This window comes from Agrobacterium sp. a22-2, assembly GCF_012276985.1.
In the GTDB taxonomy this organism is placed as follows: Bacteria; Pseudomonadota; Alphaproteobacteria; order Rhizobiales; family Rhizobiaceae; genus Allorhizobium.
Genome location: NZ_JAAXMM010000012.1, coordinates 92970 through 108381, shown reverse-complemented (window position 1 = coordinate 108381; position 15412 = coordinate 92970). Strand labels below are relative to the sequence as shown.

Here is a 15412-nt window from a genome sequence, read left to right as displayed (position 1 = left end):
GTCCTCGGTATCAAGGCGGCAAGCACGCCGCTCCTCAACCCTGAACATCAACAAGGACTCCACCATGACACAGACCTGGTTCATCACCGGCACCTCCTCCGGCTTCGGCCGGATCATCACGGAAAAGCTGCTCGCCCGCGGCGACCTCGTCGCGGCCACCCTGCGCAAGGCCGACGCCCTTGACGATCTCAAGGCACGCTATGGCGACCAGCTCTGGGTCGCGACACTGGACGTGACCGATACGCCGGCCGTGCATGCGGTCATCGACCGCGCCTTCGCCGACCTCGGCCGCATCGACGTCGTCGTCAACAATGCCGGCTACGCCTTGTGCGGCGCGGCGGAAGAACTTGAAAGCGACGCCATCCGCCGGCAGATCGACACCAACCTGATCGGCTCGATCGAGGTCATCCGCGCGGCACTGCCGCATCTGCGCGCCCAGGACGGCGGACGCATCCTGCAGGTCTCGTCGGAAGGCGGGCAGATCGCCTATCCGAATTTCAGCCTCTACCACGCCAGCAAATGGGGCATCGAGGGTTTCGTTGAATCGGTGTCCCAGGAAGTGGCGTCGTTCGGCATCGAGATCGCGCTGATAGAGCCCGGCCCGGCTCGCACCGCGTTCGGCGGCGGCATCGTCAACGCCGCACCAATGGAGGTTTATGCGACAACGCCGGCCGGACAGATACGCGCAGGGATAGCGGCCGGCAGCTTCGAGATCATTGGCGATCCGGCCAAGATGGCGCAGGCCATCATCGATTGCACCGACCGTGCCACCCTGCCGAAACGGCTGGCGCTCGGCAGCAGCAGCTATGCCGCAATCGGCGCCGTGCTGCACGGCCGGCTGGCCGAGCTTGAGGCGAACAAGGCCGTGACGCTGTCAACCGATATCGACGCGTAATATCAAGTCTGGATCCAGCCGGCCCGCAGATGAAGCCCGCCGGCTGGAGGCTCATTAGATCGCTCCGGAAAACGTATCGCAGGAGTTCATCTGGCCGCTGTCGAAGCCGCGCTTGAACCATTTCATCCGTTGCGCGGAGGTGCCGTGGTTGAAGCTTTCCGGCACGACATAGCCCTGGCTGCGCTTCTGCAACGTATCGTCGCCGATCTGGCGGGCGGCGTTCAGCGCCTCCTCCAGGTCGCCGGCTTCGAGAAGGCCCTTCTGCTCGGTATATTTGCCCCAGATTCCGGCGAAGCAATCGGCCTGCAGCTCGACCCGCACCGACATCTGGTTGGCTTCAGTCTCGCTCATCGATTGGCGCATCTGGTTGAACTTCGGCAGGATGCCGGTGAGGTTCTGCACGTGATGGCCGACCTCGTGGGCAATCACATAGGCCTCTGCAAAATCGCCAGACGCTCCGAACTGGGTTTCCAGTTCATGGAAGAAGGCCGTGTCGAGATAGACCTTGCTGTCGCCCGGGCAATAGAACGGACCGGTCGCCGACGATGCCAGACCGCAGGCCGAATTGACCCGACCGGAGAACAGCACCAGGCTTGGCTCCTGGTAGGTCTCGCCCTCGGCCTGGAAAATGCCGTTCCAGGTGTCCTCGGTCTCGGCCAGCACGGTCGCCACGAAGGCTTTCATCTCGTCACTGGCGGCCGAGGACTGGCCCTGGCCGGTCGACTGTTCATAGCTGGAACTTGTCGTCGAGCCGTCGTCGAGCAGCTGCAGCATATCGATGCCCATCATCTTCAGGACGAAATAGATGACGACAAGGAAGATGATGGTGGTGATGCTGAGACCGCCGCCGCGCCGCGAACTGCCGCCGGGCAGCTGGATGCCGCTGCGTCCGAACGGGTTGCGCCCCATGCCGGAGCGCTCAGGCGATGCACCCCGGCGATCCTCGATATTGTCCGATTGACGTCGGCCCTTCCATTCCATGGCGCAAACCTCTCCTGATCGCGTGCAATGTCCCCGCTGGTAACTGTCTATAAAGGAAAGCGTTCCCGGCCACCAAGCGAAATAAGCATCCACTAAAGATCGAAATCCGGGCAACCCCGGACGTCAGCTGGTCGCGTAGACATAGGCGCCGCCACGCGCAAGCGCGCGCTGATAGGCCGGCCTGGCGCGGATCGCATCCATGTAGCGGCGAAGCGCTGCCGTCTCCCGCGCTTCGATCCGGGTCATGCCCGCCTCGACCGGAAAGCTCATGGCAATATCGGCCGCCGAAAAGGCCTTGCCGGCAAACCAGCCGTCCCGTTCCAATTCGCGCTCCCAGAAGGCGACGTGATCGGCCAGCTGCGGATCGATCAACTTGGCGCTGACCCCTTTCGAGATCAGCCGGGCCACCGGCCGCAGCACCAGCGGCATCTGCTGCGGCAATCTGGAGAACAGCAGTTTCAGCAGCAGCAGCGGCATGGCCGAGCCCTCCGCATAATGCAACCAGTAGGTATAGCGCAGCCGCTCGTCGGACCCATGTGCCGGACGCAGGGCCTCCCCGCCATAGGTGTCGACCAGATATTCGATGATCGCGCCGCTTTCGGCCATCACCCGTCCCTTGTCCTCGATGACAGGCGACTTGCCGAGCGGATGCACCGCCTTGAGGCTCCCCGGCGCCCGCATATCAGGCGCCCGTTTATAGGTCTTCACCTGATACTCCAGGCCAAGCTCTTCGAGCAGCCAGAGGATGCGATGGGCACGCGAGTTTTCGAGATAGTGCACGGTGATCATGGGTGTCCTTTCGCAAGCGGCCGGCATGGGCTCGAACCTAGCGTGCTCCGACAAAAAGTCGATGGTGCATGACGGGTCCGCAGGGAACAAGCGGCCCCGGCAATCCGTTCAGGTCAGTTAGAAACCCTGAGCGGAGGAGGAGTTGTCATGGGTATCGAACAGGCACCGACGGAAAAAGGCAAGCAGGCAGCGCGCGGTCTGCGCAAGAGCGCTGCAAAGGAAGAAAAGAAAGTGGAACGCCAGAAAGGCTCGGATCTCGCCAAGGGCGCCGATCGTTTCGAGGAGCGCTCCAGAAGTTCCGACGGCAAGAGCGCCGGGACCAAGCAGGAATCCTGATATTCAGCGGCAATCGCTGCGTCAAGCCGGCGATTGCCGTTTCCTGGCCATACCATTCGCGGGATATCGACCAAGCCTGCCCATCAAACCCAAGACGCCGCCCTGCAGACGTGTTTTGCATGACGTAACTATCGCGCCATATTTCCTGTCGATTGCTCCATTTTCGGGGTTCCGCTCGGGGAAACATTTCCCTATAAGCCGCTTCTAGCCTGAAAACACCAGATCTCTGCGCCCGGCCGGTGAGCCTCATCACCTTGGCCGGTTTTCTGCGCAACCTGAAAACGGATAGAGAACCATGCCCAAGCGCCAAGATATCAAGTCCATCCTCATCATCGGCGCTGGACCGATCGTCATCGGCCAGGCATGCGAGTTCGACTATTCCGGCACCCAGGCCGTCAAGGCGCTGAAGGAAGAGGGTTACCGGGTCATCCTGGTCAACTCCAACCCGGCGACGATCATGACCGATCCGGGCCTGGCCGACGCAACTTACGTCGAGCCGATCACCCCGGAAGTGGTCGCCAAGATCATTGCCAAGGAGCGTCCCGACGCCCTGCTGCCGACCATGGGCGGCCAAACCGCACTCAACACCGCGCTGTCCCTGAAGCGCATGGGCGTACTGGAGCGCTACAATGTCGAGATGATCGGCGCAAAGCCCGCCGCCATCGACATGGCCGAGGACCGCGCTTTGTTTCGTGAAGCCATGGCCCGCATCGGCCTTGAAACGCCGAAATCCCTGCTGGCCAATGCCACGGACATCAAGGATCTCGACCGCAAGGCCCATGTCGCCGAACGCGACAAGCTGAAGGCAAGCCTGTCCGGTGCCGAGCTCGACACCGCGCTCGACGCGCTGGAAAACCAGTGGAACCTCGGCGAGACCGACCGCAAGCAGCGCTACATGAACCATGCCATGGCGATCGCCGCCCAGGCGCTGGACGTCGTCGGCCTGCCGGCGATCATCCGCCCGTCGTTCACCATGGGCGGCACCGGCGGCGGTATCGCCTATAACCGCTCGGAATTCTTCGAGATCATCGGCTCGGGCCTCGACGCCTCGCCGACCACCGAAGTGCTGATCGAGGAATCGGTGCTCGGCTGGAAGGAATACGAGATGGAGGTCGTCCGCGACCACGCGGACAATTGCATCATCATCTGCTCGATCGAGAATATCGACCCGATGGGCGTCCATACCGGTGACTCGATCACCGTTGCCCCGGCGCTGACCTTGACCGACAAGGAATACCAGATCATGCGCAACGCCTCGATCGCGGTGCTGCGCGAGATCGGCGTCGAGACCGGCGGCTCGAACGTGCAGTTCGCCGTCAACCCGGCCGACGGCCGCCTGGTCGTCATCGAAATGAACCCGCGCGTCTCGCGCTCCTCCGCCTTGGCCTCCAAGGCCACCGGCTTCCCGATCGCCAAGATCGCCGCCAAGCTCGCCGTCGGCTATACCCTGGACGAGCTGGACAACGACATCACCGGCGGCGCAACGCCGGCCTCGTTTGAGCCGTCGATCGATTATGTCGTCACCAAGATCCCGCGTTTTGCCTTTGAAAAGTTCCCCGGCGCCTCTCCGACGTTGACCACCGCGATGAAGTCGGTCGGCGAAGTCATGGCGATCGGCCGCACCTTTGCCGAAAGTCTGCAAAAGGCGCTTCGCGGCCTGGAAACCGGCCTGACCGGCCTCGACGAGATCGAGATCCCCGGCCTCGACGACAATGGCGACAACAAGAATGCCATCCGCGCCGCCATCGGCACGCCGACCCCGGACCGCCTGCGCATGGTCGCCCAGGCCCTGCGCCTCGGCATGTCGCCGGAGGAAGTCCACGAAGGCTGCAAGATCGACCCCTGGTTCATCGCCCAGTTCAAGGCGATCGTCGACATGGAGGCCCGCGTGCGCGAGCATGGCCTGCCGGCCGACGCCGAGAACCTGCGCATGCTGAAGGCCATGGGCTTTTCCGATGCGCGCCTTGCCAGCCTTACCTCGAAGCGCCCAAAGGAAGTGGCCGAGCTGCGCAATGCCCTGAACGTCCGCCCGGTCTTCAAGCGCATCGATACCTGCGCCGCCGAATTCGCCTCGCCGACCGCCTATATGTACTCGACCTACGAAACGCCCTTCGTCGGCAGCGCCCGCTCCGAAGCTCTGGTCTCCGACCGCAAGAAAGTCGTCATCCTCGGCGGCGGTCCCAACCGCATCGGCCAGGGCATCGAGTTCGACTATTGCTGCTGCCATGCCGCCTTCGCGCTGAAGGATGCTGGCTATGAAGCGATCATGGTCAACTGCAATCCGGAAACCGTATCGACCGACTACGACACCTCGGACCGTCTCTATTTCGAGCCGCTGACCGCCGAAGACGTCATCGAGATCATGCGCGCCGAACAGGAGAACGGCACACTGGTCGGCGTCATCGTGCAGTTCGGCGGCCAGACGCCGCTGAAGCTGGCCGAAGCGCTCGAAAAGAACGGCATCCCGATCCTCGGCACGGCGCCCGACATGATCGATCTGGCCGAAGACCGCGACCGCTTCCAGAAGCTGCTGATGAAGCTCGACCTCAACCAGCCGAACAACGGCATCGCCTATTCCGTCGAGCAGGCCCGTGTTGTCGCGGCCGAAATCGGCTTCCCGCTGGTGGTGCGCCCGTCCTATGTTCTCGGCGGCCGCGCCATGCAGATCATCCATTCGGAATCCATGCTGCAGAGCTACCTGCTCGACACCGTTCCGGGCCTCGTCCCGGAAGACATCAAGCAGCGCTATCCCAATGACAAGACCGGCCAGATCAACACCCTGCTCAGCAAGAACCCGCTGCTGTTCGACAGCTACCTGACCAATGCCGTCGAAGTCGATGTCGACGCGCTGTGCGACGGCACGGACGTCTTCGTCACCGGCATCATGGAGCATATCGAAGAGGCCGGCATCCACTCCGGCGACAGCGCCTGCTCGCTGCCCTCGCGCCTCTTGAGCGAAGAGGTGCTGGACGAACTGGAACGCCAGACCACGGCGCTCGCCAAGGCGCTCAATGTCGGCGGCCTGATGAACGTGCAATATGCCATCAAGGACGGCACGATCTACGTTCTGGAAGTCAACCCGCGCGCCTCGCGCACCGTGCCCTTCGTCGCAAAAACCATCGGCGCGCCGATCGCCAAGATCGCTGCCCGCATCATGGCCGGCGAAACGCTCGAAGCCGCCATTGCCGCCTATGGCAAGAAGCCCGATCCGCGCAACCTGAAGCACATCGCCGTCAAGGAAGCAGTCTTCCCGTTTGCCCGCTTCCCCGGCGTCGATACGCTGCTCGGCCCGGAAATGCGCTCGACCGGCGAAGTGATCGGCCTCGACACCGATTTCGCGCTGGCCTTTGCCAAGAGCCAGCTCGGCGCCGGCGTCGAACTGCCGCGCGACGGAACGGTCTTCGTGTCGATCCGCGACGAGGACAAGGAGCGCGTCCTGCCGGCCGTACAACTGCTGACCGAAATCGGCTTCAAGGTCATGGCGACCGGCGGCACGCAGCGCTTCCTCGCCGAAAACGGCATTGCCGCCGTCAAGATCAACAAGGTGCTGGAAGGCCGCCCGCATATCGAGGATGCCATCCGCAACCGTCAGGTCCAGCTGGTGATCAACACCACCGACGGCAACAAGGCGATCTCGGATAGCAAATCGCTGCGCCGCGCCGCGCTGATGCAGAAAGTACCCTATTACACCACCATGGCCGGCGCCCTTGCTGCTGCCCAGGCCATCCAGGCGCTGAAGAAGGGCCAGCTGGAAGTGCGGCCGTTGCAGAGCTATTTCGCATAAGACCTGCCAAGGATCGCCGAATGACAGGCCCTGCCGGGTAGAACCGGCGGGGTCTTTTTTTGTGCTGTCATACGCGCCGCCCTCTTCGCCTCGGCATGCCACCACCACCTCGCACATCGTTATCCACAGACGGTTCGCCATTCTCCTGACCGGTGCTGGCACAGCCTGTGCCGTGCTGCGACCCTTCGGCGCCCAAGCGGCGCGCACGTTAAGGAAATATAAACACTAACAAAGGGTTAAACACAAAAATCCACCTCGAGGCATTAAGATTGCGACCGGCAACGCTGCCCAGGACGGATCGCAACCATGACCCCGCGGATGAAATATCTTCTGATTGCGACCGTATTCTCGGTCACCGTCTGGATAGCCGCGATCGCTGCCCTCGCAGGCTTCTGGCGCTTGGCGATGACCTTTTTCTAAGGCTGCCCATCGCCCCTTCCCTCACCCGCTCGCGGGGAGCTCATCCCCGCCCAAACGATCCCGCCACAACCCGCAGACGGTGTTGACCACAATCGTATTCCATTGTATTTATCCATCTAGTTAATTAACCAATCGGATAAACAATGTCTTCCGACCCTCTCTCCGATACGCTGTCGGCGCTCGCCGACCCCACCCGCCGGGCGATCCTGGCGCGGCTGGCGCTGGGCGAGGCAACCGTCAACGAATTGGCCGAACCCTTCGCCATCAGCCTTCCAGCGGTCTCCAAGCACCTGAAGGTGCTGGAGCGGGCAAAGCTGATCTCGCGAGGACGCTCCGCGCAATGGCGTCCCTGTCGGTTGGAGGCCGAGCCGCTGCAGAAGCTGGACACCTGGCTCGACGACTATCGCAATCTCTGGGAACAGCGCTTCGACCGGCTGGAGGCCTATCTCGAGACCATCAAGACCCAAGCGGACAACGAGAGCGACGACCATGAGTGAAACGCTTGAAATCCTCAACACGCGTGTCTTTACCGCCGCCCGTCAGGCGGTTTTCGACGCCTTCAGCCAGCCCGAACAGTTGAAGCATTGGTGGGGTCCGCATGGCTTTACCAATACCATTCCCGAATTCGACTTCCGGCCCGGCGGTACCTGGCGGATCGTCATGACCGCCTCCAACGGCACGGATTTCGACAACCACTGCACGTTCGAGGAGGTCGTTGCGCCCGAGCGCATCAGCTACATCCACCATCTGCCGATGCATGTCTTCACCATGATCATGACCTTCGAGGAAGAAGCGGTCGGCACCCGGCTCACCTGGCGCATGCTGTTCGAGCGTACTGAGGAAAACCTGCAACTCTCGAAATTCCTGGCGGCCGCCAACGAGCAGAATTTCGATCGCCTGGAAAGCCACCTTCATCACGCAACCGGGAAGCCCTGACCATGACAGTCCCAGCAGAACCGAACAGAACCCTTTCCGTCTCCCGCCTCATCAGTGCACCGCCCGAACGGGTCTTCCGGATGTTCTCCACGGCTGAGCATCTCGACGCCTGGTGGGGGCCGGACGGTTTCACCAACGAAACCCATGAAATGGATTTTTCCGTCGGCGGCCTGTGGCGCTACACCATGCACGGCCCGGACGGCAAGGACTGGCCGAACTGGATCCGCTACCGCGAGATCAGCCCGCCGACACGCCTCGTCTATGACCACGGCGGCGAAATCGACGAGCCCCGGCATTTCGAAGGAGTGATCAGCTTCGAGGCAGAGGGCGACAAGACCCGCGTGACGCTGAGCCTTGTCTTCCCAACGGCAGAAGCGCGCGACGCAACGCTGAAATTCGGCGCGGTCGAAGGCGGCAACCAGACGCTCGCCAAGCTCGACGCCTATCTCGGCACCTATCTCGGCACACAGGTCGGCTGAAACGGTTTCACCGGCAAACACAGTCGCGACTGTCATGCGGGGACCTCACCCGCATGACGCCCAAACCGCAGGTCATGCCACCATTGCTCCGACGGATGCGGTCTCCCATCGGCCGATTTCAACTATTTTGTTCATGTTATGTTCTTTTCAAAGCCGTCAGGCTCCTATAGGACGCGGCTGGACATCGACATGACAGCCGGATGGCACGCACCGCCGCGGCTTGGCTGCGGCGTGTATATTTGACATTTGTTTGGTGATAGCGGTCCGACACGGACGTCTTTGCCCCATACGAGGATGACCATGCACGAGATGACGACATCGACGCCACAATTGGCCGGTCGCCGGGAATGGACGGGACTTGCGATCCTCTCGATCGCCTGCCTGATCTATTCCATGGACCTTTCGGTCCTGTTCCTGGCCATGCCCGCAATCGTCACGGACCTCGATCCGTCGGCCGCCGAATTGCTATGGGTCAACGATATCTACGGCTTCATGGTGGCTGGCTTCCTCGTCACCATGGGCACCCTTGGCGACCGTGTCGGACGCCGCAAGGTGCTTCTGATCGGCGCGGCCGCCTTTAGCGCGGCCTCGATCTTCGCCGCCTTCTCCACATCGGCATCGATGCTGATCCTGGCGCGCGCTCTGCTTGGAATTGCCGGCGCCACCATCGCGCCGTCGACGCTTTCGCTGGTCGTCAACCTCTTTCGCGACGAGGGCGAGCGCAATCGGGCAATCGGCATATGGGGCACCGGCTTTGCCCTTGGCGGCCTGATTGGCCCGCTGATCGGCGGCGTGCTGCTCGAATATTTTCACTGGGGCTCGGTCTTCCTGATCAATGTACCGGTCATGTTGCTCTTGATCGTGCTGGCGCCGTTCCTGCTTCCGGAATATCGCAGTGGCGAGAGCGGCCGCCTCGACCTTGCGAGCGTGGCGCTGTCGCTCGCGACGGTGCTGCCGGTCATCTACGGTTTCAAGAAGATCGCGACCGATGGCATGATGGTGAGCCATCTCCTTCCCATCGCAGCCGGCCTCGCCTTCGGCGTCCTGTTCGTCCGACGACAGAAGCGGCTTGCAGATCCTCTGATCGATCTCGCCCTCTTCCGGATTCCTGCCTTCACAACCTCCCTGCTGATCAATCTGGCCGGCGTCTTCTTCATTTTCGGCACCTTCCTGTTTCAGAACCTATTCCTGCAGCTGGTACTGGGCCTTTCCGCGATTGAGGCGGCGATCTGGTCGGCAGCCCCCGGCATCGTTTTCACCGTCATGTCCTTTCAGGCCTATCGCATCACCAACCGGCTGGGTGCCGTGCGTACCGTGTTTCTGGGCCTGCTCGTCGATGCACTGGGCCTGGCGGTCATGGGGATCGCCGCTTACAATCAAAACCTTTATGGCGTCTTGGCGGCCAGCATGCTCATGGGGCTCGGCTTCGTCCCAGTGGTTCTGACGACGACCGGCCTGATCGTCGGGTCCAGCCCGCCGGAGCGCGCCGGCGCCGCATCAGCCATATCGGAAACCGGGGCGGAATTCGGTGGCGCCCTGGGCGTCGCCCTTCTGGGAAGCCTGGGCAGCCTGATCTATCGCCTCGCAATGGCCGATGCCGATCTCGGCGCGATGGACGGTGACAAGGCGGCCGCCGTGCGCTCCACATTGGCCGGCGCGGTCGACGTCGCTCGCCTGGAAGGGTCAGGAACGGTGGCGCCCTGGCTCGAATTGGCGCGCGACAGCTTCTCGCTCGGCTTTGCCGTCTGTTGCGCCATTTCCGCCGTCACGCTGATCCTGCTGGTGGCGCTCGCCCACCGCGTCTACGGCAGGTCCGAGATCATCGAGCGCGGCGGCCACTGACGGCATGGGGCGGAGTTCCGGAAATGGGTTTCCAATCGGATAACGAAATTTCTGGAAATGCGCGGTCACACTCTGCTATAGTCATGACAGATCTGATTTGAAACATGGTTCCGGGGCTTTGCTTCGGAACCTGTTTTTCTTTGTGCCCGCCGATGCGGTCATGGGAGAGTGAAGGAAGAGGAAATGGTTGAAAAGGTACCGATGACGCAGAACGGCTTCGCCAGGCTGCAGGAAGAACTGCGCTGGCGTCAGCAGGAAGAGCGTCCGAGAATCATCGAGGCGATCGCCGAGGCGCGCGCCCATGGTGACCTTTCCGAAAATGCCGAATATCACGCCGCCAAGGAAGCCCAGAGCCACAACGAGGGCCGCGTCGGCGAACTGGAAGATTTCATCGCCCGTGCCGAGGTGATCGACCTGTCGAAAATGTCCGGCAGCAAGATCAAGTTCGGCGCCACGGTCAAGCTCGTCGACGAAGACACCGAAGAGGAAAAGACCTATCAGATCGTCGGCGACCAGGAAGCCGACGTCAAGCAGGGCCGCATCTCGATCTCCTCGCCCATCGCCCGCGCGATGATCGGCAAGGAAGTCGGCGACAGCATCGAAGTCGTCGCCCCCGGCGGCTCCAAGGCCTACGAGATCCTCGCGGTCAACTGGGGCTGAGCCCTGACGATAGATCCGCGACCAGGCCTCATGGCGCGTCGCGGATCGGCTGAGAAAACAGACATGCCGGCGATTGGTTTACCCCGAACGCCGGCTTTGTTTTGAAAGGCCCCCGGAGGACCGGAGACCGGAATGAGACGGACATGACAGCAAGCCTTGATCTGAAGACCAGTCCCGCAACGGGCTCAACCAGCGACCGCGCGCCGGCACGCCCGTTGCTCGTGAAGGTGATGAGCAGGGTCGATGACTTCAACGGTGTCAGCCGCTTGTCGCGGCAGCTGATGGACGGATGGGCGCAGGCCCATGGATTGCAGTTCACCTTCGATCCTGAGGCGCGCGGCTACGATTGGCTTGTGGTCTATGAGAACCTGCCGCCGGAACAGGCAGAGCGGCGGCCGATGCGGATCGAGCGGCTGGATTGCCCGCAGAGCAACACCATTCTCCTAACGACTGAGCCGAGTTCCATCAAGATCTATGGCCGGGCCTATACCCGGCAGTTCGGCCATGTCGTCACCAGCCAGGAGCCCTTTGCGCTGCGCCATCCGGGCCGCATCTGGGGACAGTCGGGGCTGCGCTGGTTCTACGGCGACGGCGCCCACCACGCGATGACGGCCGATGAGATCGCTGCCCACGAGCCGGTGAAGACCGCCGTCCTGTCTACGGTCTGCTCCACCAAGCGCCAGGGCCACACCCTGCATCGGCTGCGCTATGATTTCACCCAGCTTGCCGCAGCCCGCCTGCCGGAACTGGATGTCTACGGACGCGGCCACCGCCCGCTCGACGACAAGGCCGAAGCGATCGACGCCTACAAATACCACCTGGCCATCGAAAACCACATCGGCGCCCACCATTTCACGGAAAAGCTGGCGGACCCGTTTCTGGGGCTGGCACTGCCCTTCTATTTCGGCGCGCCGAACGCCGCCGATTATGTCCCGGCGGAAAGCTTCATCGCCATCGACATCCGCCAGCCGGAAGACGCCTTGCGCATCATCCGCGAGGCCATCGACGGCCACGAATACGAAAAACGCCTGCCGGCCATCCGCGAAGCCCGCCGGCGCGTGCTGGAAGAACACAACCTCTTCCCGTTGGTCGGCCGGGTCATCCGCGACGACGCCGGCCGCAACCTTGCCGTCGGCAACGGCACGATCATGAGCCAGCGCGCCGCCCAGAAGGCCCACCCGGTGCTCTCGGCCGTGGACGCCCTGTTCCGCGAGGCGCTTCATCTGAAAAACCGCCTCGCCAACCGTCGCTAAGGTCTAAAGCATGGCGCCCGAAAGTGGGAACCGGTTTCGGGACAACGACATGTGATAAAACAAAGAGAGAAAGCGTGACGAGCGAGCCTGAAAGATCGCGACACGCTTTATCCAACCGCTCAGAGCGTTTCCTGGGCCGGGATCAACGCCACAATTCGTCGATCCACGGCGTCGGGCGGACGTGCTTGTAGAGCTTCTTCCACCAGGCCTTGACCGGCCAGACACCGATCGCTGCCTCGTCCGGATCGGGCTTGCCGGTAAAGGCGACGATGCGCACGCTCTTCGGCAGTTCCGGCACCTTGAAGAAGTTCATCGGCCATTTCGGCAGCAGGTCATGCTTGAAGCTCGCCGTCCATTCCTTCGGCCAATAGGTCATGTCGTGGGCGACCGCCGAAATGTAGCGCTGCGAAATCCGATACTTGGCAACCGGTCCGTCGCCGTCCTTGATGAAATCCTCGAAGACATGCGTGTTGGTGCCGATCTTCCAGCGATAGACCGACGTGTTGCCGATCCCCTCGCCGGGCTGCGACCAGTTCTCGGCAATGCAGAATTTGCCCGGCTCGTAGTCGAAGAATTCGTCGATCGATCCGGTGATGACGATATCGAGATCGAGAAACAGGACCTCGCCTTCCAGATCGGCCAGCGGCGCCTGCCACAGCGAGATCTTGCGCCAGCCCTTCCACTGCACGATTTCCGGAATCTTGATCGGCGGCAGGGGATGCACGATGATGTCGGGATGCAGGCCGACCGGATCCTCGGTGAAGCACACGAGCCGGGTCGGGCGCTTCGTATTGCGCTGGATCATCGACCAGAGACGATTGGCATAATCCGACGGATATCGGTCACCCCACTTTATGCATATGATGGTCTGCATCTATCTTGGCTCGCCTAAAGGAGAATATCTCGCAGGGCTATAGCCAAGGTGATGCGGGAATGCAAACAAGCCGGGGCAGGCCTGGGCGTGCGACGCCATTGTTGATCGCGTGACCATTCTGGTATAAGCCGCACCGACTTTCCGCTGGAGAACCGCATTGTCCAAGAAACCCGTGGCACTGATAACCGGCGTGACCGGCCAGGATGGCGCTTACCTGGCGCAGTTTCTCTTGGACAAGGGCTATCTTGTCCACGGCATCAAGCGCCGGTCCTCTTCGTTTAACACCGGACGTATCGAGAACATCTACGAAGACCCACACGAGCCGGACCAGCGTTTCGTTCTCCATTATGGAGACATGACGGACGCAACCAATCTCGTGCGCATCGTGCAGCAGACCCAGCCGGACGAGATCTACAATCTGGCGGCCCAAAGCCACGTCCAGGTGAGCTTCGAAACCCCCGAATACACGGCCAATGCAGATGCCATTGGCACTTTGCGCATGCTTGAGGCGATCCGTATTCTCGGGCTGGAAGAGAAGACCCGTTTCTACCAGGCCTCGACCTCCGAACTCTACGGCAAGGCGCAGGACGTCCCGCAGAGCGAGACGACACCCTTCTACCCACGCTCGCCCTATGCCGCCGCGAAGCTCTATGCCTACTGGATCGTCGTGAACTATCGCGAGGCCTACGGGCTGCATGCCTCGAACGGCATCCTCTTCAACCACGAGAGCCCGATGCGCGGCGAAACCTTCGTGACGCGCAAGATCACCCGCGCCGTCGCCGCCATCACCCTCGGCATCCAGGATCAACTCTTCCTCGGCAATCTCGACGCCAAGCGTGACTGGGGCCACGCCCGGGAATATGTGCGCGGCATGTGGCTGATGCTGCAGCAACCACAGAGCGACGATTATGTGCTGGCGACCGGCACGACGACGACGGTGCGCGAATTCGTCGAATGGTCTTTCTCCGAAGCCGGCATCGACATCCGCTGGGAGGGCACGGGACGCGACGAGAAAGGCTTCGACGCGACGACGGGCAAGCTGCTCGTCAGCATCGATCCGCGCTACTTCCGCCCGACGGAGGTCGATCTGCTTCTGGGCGATCCCTCGAAGGCCCACAGGGTTCTCGGCTGGCGTCACGAGACCAGTGCCCGGGAACTGGCCTGCGAGATGGTGCGCGAAGACATCAAGCTGATGCGGCGGGAGCTGACGAACAAGGGCCGCGACTGATGTACGGGCTATCAGGAAAGCGCATCTGGGTCGCCGGCCATCGAGGCATGGTCGGCAGTGCCGTTGCCAGGCGGCTTGAAAGCGAAGGCTGCGAGGTCCTCGTCGCACCACGCGATCGCGTCGATCTGGAACGCCAGGCCGATGTGGAACGCTTCTTCGACGAGAACCGACCTCAAGCCGTGATCATGGCCGCGGCTAAGGTCGGCGGCATCCTCGCCAACGACCGGCAGCCGGTGGAATTCCTCCAGCGAAACCTGTCGATGGAACTCAACGTCATCAAGACGGCCTACGATGCCGGCGTCGAAAAGCTGCTGTTCCTGGGGTCGAGTTGCATCTATCCGAAGCTTGCCGCGCAGCCGATCGAGGAAAGCGCCCTTCTGACCGGCCCGCTCGAACCGACCAACGAATGGTACGCGATCGCCAAGATCGCCGGCATCAAGCTCTGCCAGGCTTACATGAAGGAAAAGGGCGCGCGCTTCGTCTCGGCCATGCCAACCAATCTGTATGGTCCCAATGACAATTTCGACCTGCAGTCCAGCCACGTCCTGCCGGCCCTGATCCGCAAGGCGCACGAGGCGAAGCTGGCCGACCTCGACCATGTGACGATTTGGGGAACGGGCACGCCTCGCCGCGAATTCCTGTTCGTCGAGGACTGCGCCGACGCGCTGGTGTTCCTGCTGAAGAATTACGAGGACTACGAGCACGTCAATGTCGGCTCCGGCAACGACGTCTCGATCCTCGATCTGATGACGACCGTCGCCGAGGTCGTCGGCTTTACCGGACGGATAGAGACCGATCCTTCCAAGCCGGATGGGACGCCACGCAAGCTGATGTCGAACGCCAAGCTCGCCGCGATGGGATGGCGCCCGAAGACGGACCTGCGCCAGGGTATTTCCCGGACCTATCAGTGGTATCTCGAAAACCTGGGTAGATGA

The 15412-nt window shown here is 62.1% G+C and carries 14 protein-coding genes; 11 read left to right on the top strand and 3 right to left on the bottom strand.

Annotated features, from left to right (window positions below; all coding sequences use genetic code 11):
- Positions 1-64: 64 nt before the first annotated feature.
- Entirely contained in the window at positions 65-895 is an 831-nt protein-coding gene (locus HFC70_RS18965) for an SDR family oxidoreductase (RefSeq protein ID WP_168474859.1), read from the top strand.
- Between the two features lie 54 nt (positions 896-949).
- Here HFC70_RS18965 and HFC70_RS18960 read toward each other — a convergent pair whose 3' ends face one another.
- Positions 950-1876, bottom strand: a complete 927-nt coding sequence (locus tag HFC70_RS18960; RefSeq protein ID WP_168474858.1) for a neutral zinc metallopeptidase — start codon at positions 1874-1876, stop codon at positions 950-952.
- 123 nt (positions 1877-1999) lie between these two features.
- Complete coding sequence (locus HFC70_RS18955) at positions 2000-2665, bottom strand: glutathione S-transferase family protein (protein ID WP_168474857.1); 666 nt, start codon at positions 2663-2665, stop codon at positions 2000-2002.
- 147 nt (positions 2666-2812) lie between these two features.
- Between HFC70_RS18955 and HFC70_RS18950 the strand changes: the two genes are divergently transcribed.
- The 8 genes from HFC70_RS18950 to HFC70_RS18915 all read left to right on the top strand — a co-directional run bounded on the left by HFC70_RS18950 (position 2813) and on the right by HFC70_RS18915 (position 12375).
- Positions 2813-3001, top strand: a complete 189-nt coding sequence (locus HFC70_RS18950; RefSeq protein ID WP_168474856.1) for a hypothetical protein — start codon at positions 2813-2815, stop codon at positions 2999-3001.
- Positions 3002-3296: 295 nt separating this feature from the next.
- Positions 3297-6785 carry a carbamoyl-phosphate synthase large subunit gene (gene carB / locus HFC70_RS18945; protein ID WP_168474855.1) on the top strand — a complete coding sequence of 1163 codons (3489 nt, stop codon included), beginning with the start codon at positions 3297-3299 and terminating at the stop codon, positions 6783-6785.
- Positions 6786-7348: 563 nt separating this feature from the next.
- Entirely contained in the window at positions 7349-7702 is a 354-nt protein-coding gene (locus HFC70_RS18940; protein WP_168474854.1) for a helix-turn-helix transcriptional regulator, read from the top strand.
- Positions 7695-8141, top strand: coding sequence for an SRPBCC family protein (locus HFC70_RS18935; RefSeq protein ID WP_168474853.1), 447 nt, complete (start codon positions 7695-7697; stop codon positions 8139-8141). Before HFC70_RS18940 ends, HFC70_RS18935 begins: the two co-directional genes overlap by 8 nt.
- A 2-nt stretch (positions 8142-8143) precedes the next feature.
- Positions 8144-8620: an SRPBCC family protein gene (locus HFC70_RS18930; RefSeq protein ID WP_168474852.1), complete on the top strand. Its 477-nt coding sequence runs from the start codon at positions 8144-8146 to the stop codon at positions 8618-8620.
- A 300-nt stretch (positions 8621-8920) separates the two neighbouring features.
- Positions 8921-10462, top strand: coding sequence for an MFS transporter (locus HFC70_RS18925; protein ID WP_168474851.1), 1542 nt, complete (start codon positions 8921-8923; stop codon positions 10460-10462).
- A 183-nt stretch (positions 10463-10645) separates the two neighbouring features.
- Positions 10646-11122 (top strand): transcription elongation factor GreA, encoded by a 477-nt coding sequence (greA, locus tag HFC70_RS18920; RefSeq protein WP_168474850.1) that lies wholly within the window; start codon positions 10646-10648, stop codon positions 11120-11122.
- A 143-nt stretch (positions 11123-11265) separates the two neighbouring features.
- The gene (locus HFC70_RS18915) at positions 11266-12375 is read left to right on the top strand and encodes a glycosyltransferase family 10 (RefSeq protein WP_168474849.1); all 1110 of its coding nucleotides are present in this window, start codon (positions 11266-11268) and stop codon (positions 12373-12375) included.
- A gap of 142 nt (positions 12376-12517) precedes the next feature.
- Here the strand turns inward: HFC70_RS18915 and HFC70_RS18910 are convergent, their stop codons facing one another.
- Positions 12518-13249, bottom strand: a complete 732-nt coding sequence (locus HFC70_RS18910) for a hypothetical protein (protein WP_168474848.1) — start codon at positions 13247-13249, stop codon at positions 12518-12520.
- A gap of 157 nt (positions 13250-13406) precedes the next feature.
- Here HFC70_RS18910 and gmd point away from each other — a divergent pair, with 157 nt between their 5' ends.
- Together gmd and HFC70_RS18900 are read left to right on the top strand one after the other, a co-directional pair.
- Positions 13407-14477 (top strand): GDP-mannose 4,6-dehydratase, encoded by a 1071-nt coding sequence (gene gmd / locus HFC70_RS18905; protein WP_168474847.1) that lies wholly within the window; start codon positions 13407-13409, stop codon positions 14475-14477.
- Entirely contained in the window at positions 14477-15412 is a 936-nt protein-coding gene (locus tag HFC70_RS18900; protein ID WP_168474846.1) for a GDP-L-fucose synthase, read from the top strand. Before gmd ends, HFC70_RS18900 begins: the two co-directional genes overlap by 1 nt.

What these genes read in the sequence shown, in the direction of transcription:
- HFC70_RS18965 (WP_168474859.1), top strand. Translation starts at nt 65, where the DNA reads ATGACACAGACCTGGTTCATCACCGGCACCTCCTCCGGCTTCGGCCGG.
- HFC70_RS18960 (WP_168474858.1), bottom strand. Translation starts at nt 1,876, where the DNA reads ATGGAATGGAAGGGCCGACGTCAATCGGACAATATCGAGGATCGCCGG.
- HFC70_RS18955 (WP_168474857.1), bottom strand. Translation starts at nt 2,665, where the DNA reads ATGATCACCGTGCACTATCTCGAAAACTCGCGTGCCCATCGCATCCTC.
- HFC70_RS18950 (WP_168474856.1), top strand. Translation starts at nt 2,813, where the DNA reads ATGGGTATCGAACAGGCACCGACGGAAAAAGGCAAGCAGGCAGCGCGC.
- carB (WP_168474855.1), top strand. Translation starts at nt 3,297, where the DNA reads ATGCCCAAGCGCCAAGATATCAAGTCCATCCTCATCATCGGCGCTGGA.
- HFC70_RS18940 (WP_168474854.1), top strand. Translation starts at nt 7,349, where the DNA reads ATGTCTTCCGACCCTCTCTCCGATACGCTGTCGGCGCTCGCCGACCCC.
- HFC70_RS18935 (WP_168474853.1), top strand. Translation starts at nt 7,695, where the DNA reads ATGAGTGAAACGCTTGAAATCCTCAACACGCGTGTCTTTACCGCCGCC.
- HFC70_RS18930 (WP_168474852.1), top strand. Translation starts at nt 8,144, where the DNA reads ATGACAGTCCCAGCAGAACCGAACAGAACCCTTTCCGTCTCCCGCCTC.
- HFC70_RS18925 (WP_168474851.1), top strand. Translation starts at nt 8,921, where the DNA reads ATGCACGAGATGACGACATCGACGCCACAATTGGCCGGTCGCCGGGAA.
- greA (WP_168474850.1), top strand. Translation starts at nt 10,646, where the DNA reads ATGGTTGAAAAGGTACCGATGACGCAGAACGGCTTCGCCAGGCTGCAG.
- HFC70_RS18915 (WP_168474849.1), top strand. Translation starts at nt 11,266, where the DNA reads ATGACAGCAAGCCTTGATCTGAAGACCAGTCCCGCAACGGGCTCAACC.
- HFC70_RS18910 (WP_168474848.1), bottom strand. Translation starts at nt 13,249, where the DNA reads ATGCAGACCATCATATGCATAAAGTGGGGTGACCGATATCCGTCGGAT.
- HFC70_RS18900 (WP_168474846.1), top strand. Translation starts at nt 14,477, where the DNA reads ATGTACGGGCTATCAGGAAAGCGCATCTGGGTCGCCGGCCATCGAGGC.